The following is a 9,831-nucleotide window of genomic DNA, read 5'->3' on the forward strand; positions in this document are numbered from 1 at the left end:
CGGCCGCCGGTCGCGCTCAGCCCTGCCCGGTGCGAATGAAGGCCGCCACCGCTGCGTTGGTCCGCAGCGCGGCGAGATCGTCCGGCCCCGGCAGTTGCGGCCGGTCGCGCGCGGCATTCACGACGCAGAGGAAGCCGAGACAGTCGCCGGCATTGGCGCGGAACTGGTGCCAGCTCATCGGCGGGATGAACACCAGATCGCCTGCCGAAACGTCGCTGATGGTGTCGCCCACCAGGCATTGCCCGCGGCCGCGATGGATCATCACCGCATGAACATGCGCGTGCCGCTCCAGCGTCGAGTAGCCGCCTTCGTCGACCTCGAAATAGCGCCACTCGCAAGCGAGCTGCGGATCGGCGAACAGCAACTGCCGCGTCACCGCGCGAAACGGCGCGGTGTCGGCCTGCTTGTACTGCATCACCTCGACGCCGTCCCAGCGGCCGGGCGCGCGCTGTTTGCGGACGCCGGGCGCCTCGTTGTCGGCTGTCTCATCGGCCATGGGCTGCGACCTCCGCGGCGAACCTTGCCGCCTGCTCGCTGAGTTGCTCGCGCGCGGCGAGCAGGCTGCCGCCGATCAGCAGCATCACGTCCTCGCCGTAGAATGACAACAGCTCGGCGACGCGGTCGATCGCGATGCCGCCTGCCGGCGCCGGCAGGCACGGTTTCAACCCGCCCCACGCCCCACGCGCAGCATCGGCCAGCGCGCGGCAGGTCTGCGGCGTGGAGGCGAACCGCCCGCCATGATGCGGAAACACCGTGGCGTCGGCACCGAACAGCCGGAACAGTCTTCCGAGCAGCAACGGCGGTGCGATCCGGGTCGCGCCCGACAGCGCCGGATGCGCCAGCACCACCAGCCCCTCCGCCTCTTTGGCGATGGCGTGGAAGTTCGACAGCCCGACGATCATCGGCATCATCATCAGCGCGGGAATCCCTTCCGCGCGGATGCCATCGAGCTGCCGCCGCATATCGTCCAGCGAGCCGGAGACATGCGGCGCGTAGAGCGTCCGCCGCCCGCTCGAATCGTTGGAGTTGCGCACAGCGCGCCAGACCGCGGCGATCCGCGCCGCGAACGGGCTGTAGGCCTGATCGGCGAGACCGTGATCGTCCTTGATCAGATCGACGCCGCCCGCCGCGAGCCGTCCCGCGATCGCAGCCAGCGACTGCGGCGACAGGCCCTGCGGCTTCAGCGCCGAGGCGGTCAGCGCCCGGCCGTGCGCGCCGGCCAGCGCCCGGATGCCGTCGCTGCCGAGCTTGGGGCCGCCGAACGCTTTCAGATAGAGCGGCGGCAGTTCGACATCGGTCAGCGCGACGTCGGGCTGGATCGAGGCGTTGCCGAACAGCATGTTGATCAACTGCCCGGGCTCGGCCGGCGCGGTCGCCGACGCCAGCGCAATCCGCACCGCGTAGCGACCCTCGGCGATCTCATCGATGCCTGCCACCCGTCCGAGAACGGCGTCGCGCACCCACAGATCGCCGATCGCCTCGAGCGGGCATTCGACGCTCTGCTCGATCGCGAGCGCCTGCGCGCGCTCGGCGATCCGAGCGGGTTCGCTCGTCACCTGATAGGTCGCAATGAAGCGATCGTCCGTCATCCGCTGCCGTCCCGCCGCGCCCCGCCGGCGCGCCGGCCTCTCTAGCACGGCGCGCATGACAACGCCGCGATGCGGCCGGCTGAGCGACGCCGTCTCACGCAGTTCGGCCTGAGCACAAAGTCGCAGATCGAATTTGCCCCAGCTGTGCTGGTCACCGCGCCCCGCATCGGCATAATGGCGCGGGGGACTGATGCTGCAACTGCAATCTGCTTTTGGAATCTTCGCGCTGCTGATGCTCGCCTGGGCGTTCGGCGAGCACCGCGACCGCGTCTCGGTGCGGACGACGGCGATCGGAATAGCGGTGACGCTCGCAACCGCCGCGCTGATGTTGAAGCTGCCCGGCGCCGTGCACGTCTTCGGCGCCGTCAACGACGCGGTCGGGGTGATCGGCGCGGCGACGCGCGCCGGCACCTCGTTCGCGTTCGGCTATCTCGGCGGCGGTCAGGCGCCGTTCGACATCAGGGCGCCCGGCGCCGATTTCATCCTGGCGTTCCAGGCGCTGCCCGTGGTGCTGGTGATGAGCGTGCTCACCACGCTGCTGTTCTACTGGAAGATCCTGCCGCCGATCGTGCACGGCATGGCGTGGATTCTGGAGCGCACGCTCGGCGTCGGCGGCGCGGTCGGGCTGTCGACCGCGGCCAATGTGTTTCTCGGCATGGTCGAGGCGCCGCTGTTCATCAGGCCGTATCTGGCGCAGCTCACCCGCAGCGAACTGTTTCTGGTGATGACCGGCGGCATGGCCGGCATCGCCGGCACCGTGCTGGTGCTGTACGCGACCCTGCTCGCGCCGATCCTGCCCGACGCCGCGGCGCATTTCGTGATCGCCTCGGTGCTCGGCGCGCCGGCGGCGATTCTCGTCAGCCTGATCATGGTGCCGGAAACCGAACCGCGCGCGACCGGCGCCGCGCTCGCCGATCCCGAAGCGATCGCCAAGAGCGGCATGGACGCCGTGGTCAAAGGCACCGCTGCCGGCCTCGAACTGCTGCTCAACATCATCGCCATGCTGATCGTGCTGGTGGCGCTGGTCTATCTCGCCAACGCAGCTCTCGGCCTGCTGCCACAGATCGGCGGCGCGCCGATCTCGCTGCAGCGATTGCTGGGCTATGCGATGGCGCCGATCTGCTGGCTGCTCGGCCTGCCGTGGCCGCAGGCGGTCACCGCCGGCGCGCTGATGGGCATCAAGACCGTGCTCAACGAGCTGATCGCCTATGTCGAACTCGCCAAGCTCGCGCCCGACGCGCTGGATCCGCGTTCGAAACTGATCATGCTGTACGCGATGTGCGGCTTCGCCAATTTCGGCAGCCTCGGCATCATGCTCGGCGGCCTCACCGCGATGGCCCCGCAACGCCGCGAGGAGATCGCCTCGCTCGGCCTGAGGTCGATCGTCTCCGGCACCCTCACCACCTGTCTGATCGGCGCGGTGGTGGGGGTGATGAGCTAACACCGGAGAGTTGGATGGACACATTCCGGAGCGTCGGCCAGCTATAGCGTTTTCGAGTGAAGTGGGTAGCGATTCGCATGAAGAAGACTCGTCACGCGACGACAGTCACTGATGAAGAATCGTCCGGTCGGCTTATCGCCGCTCAATGCAGCCGGAACACCCCATCAACCGCCCGCAGTTCGGCCGGCTTGATCAATTTGGAATGCGCCACGGTGACCGCGAACAGCGGGCCTTCCAGGGTCTTTTCCCAGAAGCTCAAAAACTCCTTCAGCGCCGGGAAATTCGGGAACAGGTCGTAATCCTGCCAGACGTAGCTTTGCAGCAGCCAGTGCCGATCCGGCCGGCGGTAGACGATCTCCGCCGTGGTCAGTCCGTAGCCCAACACCTGTTTGCGAAAGTCGCTGGAAACGCCGCCCACCGAAGCCATGTCAGACCCTCCTCTGCTTGCATGAGAATCCTGCCGCAACACGCCAACCCATCTCAAGCCTAAAAGTTTAACGTTATGTTGAAAATGTCAGCGTTAGCAGCGACTTACGTCAAGTGCTAACAGCGACGCCGGGCTGAATCCTGAGGCCGCGCCGCGGGGCGGCGTTAATCCTGGTCGGCGGAATTGGCAGAAGTTCCTGTCGAGTGCCAAATTTTCTGCTATCCACCCTTGTCTGTCCGAGGTCCCCGGATTATCTCCTGAGTGTCGTCCTGGCACTCGCCGGGCTCGACTGCCAATTTCCAGAAATTCTGAAAACTCTCAGAAACTTAGGAGGACTTGCATGAATTTCCGTCCGCTTCACGACCGCGTCGTGGTCAAGCGCATCGACGCCGAAGAGAAGACCGCTGGCGGTATCATCATTCCTGACTCGGCCAAGGAAAAGCCTTCGCAGGGCGAAATCGTCGCCGTTGGCCCGGGTGGCCGCGACGAAGCCGGCAAGCTGATCCCGATCGACCTCAAGGTCGGCGACCGGGTGCTGTTCGGCAAATGGTCGGGCACCGAAGTCAAGATCGACGGCAAAGAGCTGCTGATCATGAAGGAAAGCGACATCATGGGCGTCATCACCGACGTCGGCGGCGCCAAGAAGAAGGCGGCGTAACGCTTCGCCCAGTCCTCACCCTGGGGAGCCGGCGCAGCCGGCGTCTCGTAGGGTGAGCCACCCAACGTTCACAATTTCATCCTTCGAGACGCCGCCCCGCTTTTCGGCCGGGCCGGCTCCTCAGGATCAGGCCACAACCAGCTTTCAAGGAAAACACATATGTCCGCTAAAGAAGTGAAATTCGGCGTCGACGCCCGCGACCGCATGATGCGCGGCGTGGACATTCTCGCCAATGCGGTGAAGGTCACGCTCGGCCCGAAGGGCCGCAACGTCGTGCTCGACAAGTCGTTCGGCGCTCCGCGCATCACCAAGGACGGCGTCACCGTCGCCAAGGAGATCGAGCTCGACGACAAGTTCGAGAACATGGGCGCGCAGATGGTGCGCGAAGTCGCCTCGAAGTCGGCCGACGCCGCCGGTGACGGCACCACCACCGCGACCGTGCTGGCCCAGGCGATCGTCCGCGAAGGCGGCAAGGCCGTCGCCGCCGGCATGAACCCGATGGATCTGAAGCGCGGCATCGACCTCGCGGTCGAAGCGGTCGTTGCGGATCTCGTCAAGAACTCCAAGAAGGTCACCTCGAACGAGGAGATCGCTCAGGTCGGCACGATTTCGGCCAATGGCGACGTCGAGATCGGCAAGTTCCTGTCGGACGCGATGAAGAAGGTCGGCAACGAGGGTGTCATCACCGTCGAGGAAGCCAAGTCGCTCGAGACCGAACTCGACGTGGTCGAGGGCATGCAGTTCGATCGCGGCTACATCTCGCCCTACTTCGTCACCAACGCCGACAAGATGCGCGTTGAGTTCGACGACGCCTACATCCTGATCAACGAGAAGAAGCTCTCCAACCTCAACGAGCTGCTGCCGCTGCTGGAAGCCGTCGTCCAGACCGGCAAGCCGCTGGTGATCGTCGCTGAGGACGTCGAAGGCGAAGCGCTCGCCACCCTCGTCGTCAACCGCCTGCGCGGCGGCCTCAAGGTCGCGGCCGTCAAGGCTCCGGGCTTCGGCGATCGCCGCAAGGCCATGCTGCAGGACATCGCGATCCTGACCGGCGGCCAGGCGATCTCGGAAGACCTCGGCATCAAGATGGAGAACGTCACGCTCCAGATGCTCGGCAAGGCCAAGAAGGTGATGATCGACAAGGAAAACACCACGATCGTCAACGGCGCCGGCAAGAAGGCCGACATCGAAGCCCGCGTCGCGCAGATCAAGGCGCAGATCGAGGAAACCACCTCGGACTACGACCGCGAGAAGCTGCAGGAGCGTCTGGCCAAGCTCGCCGGCGGCGTCGCGGTGATCCGCGTCGGCGGCGCGACCGAGATCGAAGTGAAGGAGCGCAAGGATCGCGTTGATGACGCGATGCACGCCACCCGCGCTGCGGTCGAGGAAGGCATCGTCCCGGGCGGCGGCGTCGCTCTGCTGCGCGCCTCCGAGCAGCTCAAGCGCATCAAGACCCAGAACGACGACCAGAAGACCGGCGTCGAGATCGTGCGCAAGGCGCTCTCCGCCCCGGCCCGCCAGATCGCCATCAACGCCGGCGAAGACGGCTCGGTGATCGTCGGCAAGGTGCTCGAGAAGGACCAGTACAACTACGGCTTCGACAGCCAGACTGGCGAATACGGCGACCTGGTCAAGAAGGGCATCATCGACCCGACCAAGGTGGTCCGCACCGCGATCCAGAACGCAGCCTCCGTTGCCGCGCTGCTGATCACCACCGAAGCGATGGTGGCCGAGCTGCCGAAGAAGGGTGGCGCTGCCGGTGGCATGCCCCCGGGCGGCGGCGGCATGGGCGGCATGGACTTCTAAGTCCAAGCCCTTCGCACTGCGCGAACGACGCAATCCAGAACCCCGGCGGAAACGCCGGGGTTTTTGTTTGCGGGCTTCCTCCATCACCCCGGGCGCGATGCAGCACGTAGTGCTGCTTCGCAGCCCCGGGATCGCGACCGGCAGCGCGACCGCACTTCTCGATAGACTGGAGAACTGCTAGTCTGCGCCGATGAGTGACGTCGAAGAAATCGAGAAGGCCATCGCAGCCCTCGCCCCCGGCGATCTTGCGCGGTTGCGCGCTTGGTTCGACGCCTTCGACGCCAGCCATTTCGACGCCCGGATCGAACGTGACGCCACCTCCGGCAAGCTCGACGCGCTCGCGGAGCGCGCGCTGGCCGCTCATCGCGGCGGCCGCACCAGCGAGTTGTGAAACACCACGCCAGTCCGGAATTCTGGTCGGCCTATCGCCGCCTCGCCGCGCCGATCCGCGACCTCGCCGACAAGAACTTCGCCCTGCTCAAGGCCGACCCGCGCCATCCCTCGCTGCATTTCAAGCGCATCGGCCGCACCCACAGCGTCCGCATCGGCCTGCGCTATCGTGCGTTAGCGGTGGACGTCGAGGATGGTGTGCTGTGGTTCTGGATCGGGTCGCATGCCGACTACGATGCGATGCTGAAGTAGAGCAGCACAGTTGGGCAGTCACGCCGAGAAGTTCGGTGCCAAACCCGGATTGCGCTCCGCTCGTCCGGGTCAGGCTTGCTGATCACCACCGAAGCCATGATCGCCAAACTGCCGAAGAAGGGTGGCGCCGGCGCCGGCGGCATACCCCCGGGCGGCGGCATGGGCGGTATGGATTTCTGATCCAGCCGATCACTCGCAGAGACAACGAAGCCCGGGAGCAATCCCGGGCTTTTTTGTTGGGCAGTCGTGCACGAACCTATCGTTCGTCATTCCGGGGCGCGCGAAGCGCGAGCCCGGAATCCATAGCCCCTGGCCTCAATGTGAAATACCGAGGGTGAGGTCGACCCAATCTGGATTCTCCTCCTCGATCAGCCTAACCTTCCAGTCGCGGCGCCATTTCTTCAACTGCTTTTCACGGGTGATGGCGCTGACGACATCGTCGTAAATTTCAAACCAGACCAGCTTGTCGATACCATAGCGGGAGCTGAAGCCCGGCGCGGCCTTGGTGCGGTGCTCGTAGCAACGTCGCACCAAGTCGTTCGTCACGCCCAGATACAGCGTTCCGTGTTTGCCGCTGGCGAGGAGGTAGACGTAGTACGACATAGCTGACGCGAGGGGTTATGGATTCCGGGCTCGCGCGCCAAGAGGCGCGCGCCCCGGAATGACGGGGCTCAATGGATCATAGATAATCTGCACCGACTTGGGAGACCATCATGCCCCGGCTACGTACCCACCCCGGCGGTGGCATAGCCTCCGACACCTCCCCGCCCCGGATTGCGCTTCGCTCGGTCTCGGCTACAGATGATGCCGACAGCGTCCCACACAGCCCTCGGAACCAGCGCCGTGCCCAAGAAGCTTCCCCGCCACCTCGCACAGCTTGAGGACGAGTTGTGCGCTCTCGGGCCCGACGCCATGCTGGTGGAGGAACTCGACGGCTTCGTCGCCGCGCTGCTGGTCTGCCCCGAGCTGATCAAGCCCGGAGAGTGGCTGCCGGTGGTCTGCGATGCCGGTGACGAGGAGTCGTCGCCGTTCGACGATCTCGCGCACGCCAACCGGGTGTTTGCCCTGATCATGGAGCACTACAATTCCGTCGCGACGACGCTTTTCGAACGTCCCGAGACCTATCGGCCGCTGCTGCCGTCCATAGACGAGAACGACGTCGTCTGGGAGGTCTGGATCGACGGTTTCGGGGCGGCGGTGGAGATCTGGCCGGACGCCTGGGACGGCCTGCGGGACGCCGACGAAACGACGACGGCTGCGTTCGAAGGGCTGATGGGTCTGGTCGAGCTCTCGGCCGCCGGCACCGAGCTCGCGCCAGCCGAACTCCAAGTCCTCTCGGCGACGGTCTCGGACAAAATCGCTGGCTGGATCATCGCGCTGAACAAATGGCGACTCGCCAACGACCAGGCCCTACGCAAAATCGCATGGGGACCGCCACCCGCGACGCGCAAAGTGGGCCGCAACGAGCCCTGCCCCTGCGGTTCGGGCAAGAAATACAAGCGCTGCTGCGGAGCGAACTGAAGCGCCAGCGGGAAGCCGCGCAGCGGAGCAGTAAACGTAGCCGGGTGAGCGCAGCGATACCCGGGACTGGTTGCCTCGCTGCAGCGCTGTCCGGATGGCGCTTCGCTTATCCGGGCTGAAGGAAGAGACCCCTCACTCCCCCGCGTGCTTCAAAATCGCCTTCAGCAACCCGGGAAACCTCGCATTGATGTCCGCCTCGCGCACGGTGTTGCGGTTTTCGACGCCCTTCTTGGTGGTCCGGATCAGGCCGGCCTCGCGCAGCACGCGGAAATGGTTCGACAGCGTCGATTTCGCCATGTCGGGGCACGGCGCGGCCGCGGTGCAGGACAGGCAATCGGCCTGCCCCAGCAGCACCTTGACGATGCGCAGCCGCATCGGGTCGGCCAGCGCGGCGAGCACGCCTTCGAGCGTGATGTCTCCGCGCGCGGGGTGAACGAACTGAACCATGAAAAAGATATAGGTCGTCCCTTGACATGGTTCAATAGTCCCATATTTCCGAACTATTGAACTAGCCGTTCGTGGAACCGGCCAGTTCGCAACCAGGGACAATCGACAATGACCAGGACTCTGCAAGGCAAGGTGGCGCTGGTGACCGGCGCCTCGAAAGGCATCGGCGCCGAGATCGCGCTGCAGCTCGCCGCCCAAGGCGCCGCCGTCGCAGTCAACTACGCCTCCAGCAAGGACGGCGCCGACGCGGTGGTGGCGAAGATCGCCGCCGCGGGCGGCAAGGCCGTCGCGGTGCATGGCAACCTCGTCGATCCGCAAGCCGCCAAGGCCGTGGTCGACGCCACCGTGCAGGCGCTCGGCCCGATCGACGTGCTGGTGAACAATGCCGGCGTCTACGAGATGCTGCCGCTCGATGCGATCACGCCGGAGCATTTCCACCGTCAGTTCGATCTCAACGTGCTGGGCCTGCTGCTGGTGACGCAGGAAGCCGCCCGGCAGTTCAACTCGAATGGCGGCAGCATCGTCAACATCTCCTCCGGCGTCTCGACGCTGGCGCCGCCGAATTCCGCGGTCTACACCGCGACCAAGGCGGCGGTGGATGCGATCACCGCGGTGCTGGCGCGGGAACTGGCGCCGCGCAAGATCCGCGTCAACGCCGTCAATCCCGGCATGGTCGTCACCGAAGGCATCAAGGCGGCCGGGCACGACCAGGGCGAGATGCGGCAATGGGTCGAAGCGACGACGCCGCTCGGTCGCGTCGGCAAGGCCGAGGAAATCGCCGCGGTCGTCACGTTCCTTGCGAGCGAAGGCGCCTCTTACGTCACTGGCGAAACGCTGCATGTGACGGGTGGACCGCGTTAAGAGCGTTTGCGAGCGAAGTGGGTACCGGTTCGCGTGAAGAAAACGCGTCAGACCAAAAGTTAGAGCTCCGGTTCTGATTTGATCAGAACCGGAACAGCTCTAGCACGGCAGCGTCGCGTCCCCGCTCCACCGCTTCTCATCGTTCGTCATTCCGGGATGCGCTGCGCAGCAGCGCAGAGCCGGAGTTCAAAGCCGCGGCACTCGCGATCAGGCACTGCGTCCGCAGCCCTTGTTACTTCACAGAATCTTCGGGCTATGGTCCGGGCTCGCCGCTGCGCTGCGGCCCGGAATCACAAACGCAAATCTGCGCGCCTCTTGACAAAATTCCTATAGGACCATATACCCACCGCATCCCGCCCCGATGAGAGGGGCGTTTCGCGATCGTCACGATCCGCGGGGCGGGAGGCGGTGGACGGCGGCGCGCCAGGCGCGGACGCCGGTG

12 protein-coding genes are annotated in these 9,831 nt (G+C 65.5%); 7 read left to right on the forward strand and 5 right to left on the reverse strand.

Annotated features, from left to right (window positions below):
• Positions 1-16: 16 nt before the first annotated feature.
• Both BMY71_RS18100 and BMY71_RS18105 read right to left on the reverse strand, forming a co-directional pair.
• Entirely contained in the window at positions 17-496 is a 480-nt protein-coding gene (locus BMY71_RS18100) for a cupin domain-containing protein (protein ID WP_092685567.1), read from the reverse strand.
• The gene (locus BMY71_RS18105) at positions 486-1,589 is read right to left on the reverse strand and encodes a RuBisCO large subunit C-terminal-like domain-containing protein (protein ID WP_092685613.1); all 1,104 of its coding nucleotides are present in this window, start codon (positions 1,587-1,589) and stop codon (positions 486-488) included. The genes BMY71_RS18100 and BMY71_RS18105 overlap by 11 nt, the downstream gene beginning before the upstream one ends.
• A 190-nt stretch (positions 1,590-1,779) precedes the next feature.
• Here BMY71_RS18105 and BMY71_RS18110 point away from each other — a divergent pair, with 190 nt between their 5' ends.
• Positions 1,780-3,030 (forward strand): NupC/NupG family nucleoside CNT transporter, encoded by a 1,251-nt coding sequence (locus BMY71_RS18110; RefSeq protein ID WP_092685569.1) that lies wholly within the window; start codon positions 1,780-1,782, stop codon positions 3,028-3,030.
• Between the two features lie 142 nt (positions 3,031-3,172).
• On the opposite strand, the gene BMY71_RS18115 is transcribed toward BMY71_RS18110, so the two are convergent.
• Positions 3,173-3,457: an usg protein gene (locus tag BMY71_RS18115; RefSeq protein WP_092685571.1), complete on the reverse strand. Its 285-nt coding sequence runs from the start codon at positions 3,455-3,457 to the stop codon at positions 3,173-3,175.
• 340 nt (positions 3,458-3,797) lie between these two features.
• On the opposite strand from BMY71_RS18115, the gene BMY71_RS18120 reads away from it, so the two are divergent.
• The 4 genes from BMY71_RS18120 to BMY71_RS18135 all read left to right on the forward strand — a co-directional run bounded on the left by BMY71_RS18120 (position 3,798) and on the right by BMY71_RS18135 (position 6,560).
• Positions 3,798-4,115 carry a co-chaperone GroES gene (locus BMY71_RS18120; protein ID WP_011502645.1) on the forward strand — a complete coding sequence of 106 codons (318 nt, stop codon included), beginning with the start codon at positions 3,798-3,800 and terminating at the stop codon, positions 4,113-4,115.
• 159 nt (positions 4,116-4,274) lie between these two features.
• Positions 4,275-5,918: a chaperonin GroEL gene (gene groL / locus BMY71_RS18125; protein WP_011502644.1), complete on the forward strand. Its 1,644-nt coding sequence runs from the start codon at positions 4,275-4,277 to the stop codon at positions 5,916-5,918.
• Between the two features lie 190 nt (positions 5,919-6,108).
• Complete coding sequence (locus BMY71_RS18130) at positions 6,109-6,309, forward strand: hypothetical protein (protein ID WP_092685573.1); 201 nt, start codon at positions 6,109-6,111, stop codon at positions 6,307-6,309.
• The gene (locus tag BMY71_RS18135) at positions 6,306-6,560 is read left to right on the forward strand and encodes a ParE family toxin-like protein (protein WP_092685575.1); all 255 of its coding nucleotides are present in this window, start codon (positions 6,306-6,308) and stop codon (positions 6,558-6,560) included. Before BMY71_RS18130 ends, BMY71_RS18135 begins: the two co-directional genes overlap by 4 nt.
• A 315-nt stretch (positions 6,561-6,875) precedes the next feature.
• On the opposite strand, the gene BMY71_RS18140 is transcribed toward BMY71_RS18135, so the two are convergent.
• Positions 6,876-7,163, reverse strand: coding sequence for a GIY-YIG nuclease family protein (locus BMY71_RS18140; RefSeq protein ID WP_092685577.1), 288 nt, complete (start codon positions 7,161-7,163; stop codon positions 6,876-6,878).
• 240 nt (positions 7,164-7,403) lie between these two features.
• Between BMY71_RS18140 and BMY71_RS18145 the strand changes: the two genes are divergently transcribed.
• Positions 7,404-8,081, forward strand: a complete 678-nt coding sequence (locus tag BMY71_RS18145; protein ID WP_244526098.1) for a UPF0149 family protein — start codon at positions 7,404-7,406, stop codon at positions 8,079-8,081.
• Between the two features lie 132 nt (positions 8,082-8,213).
• Here the strand turns inward: BMY71_RS18145 and BMY71_RS18150 are convergent, their stop codons facing one another.
• Positions 8,214-8,528, reverse strand: a complete 315-nt coding sequence (locus tag BMY71_RS18150) for an ArsR/SmtB family transcription factor (protein ID WP_092685579.1) — start codon at positions 8,526-8,528, stop codon at positions 8,214-8,216.
• 108 nt (positions 8,529-8,636) lie between these two features.
• Here BMY71_RS18150 and BMY71_RS18155 point away from each other — a divergent pair, with 108 nt between their 5' ends.
• Positions 8,637-9,389, forward strand: coding sequence for an SDR family NAD(P)-dependent oxidoreductase (locus BMY71_RS18155; RefSeq protein ID WP_092685581.1), 753 nt, complete (start codon positions 8,637-8,639; stop codon positions 9,387-9,389).
• Positions 9,390-9,831: the final 442 nt, after the last annotated feature.

Origin of the sequence: Rhodopseudomonas pseudopalustris, assembly GCF_900110435.1 — a bacterium.
GTDB lineage: Bacteria > Pseudomonadota > Alphaproteobacteria > Rhizobiales > Xanthobacteraceae > Rhodopseudomonas > Rhodopseudomonas pseudopalustris.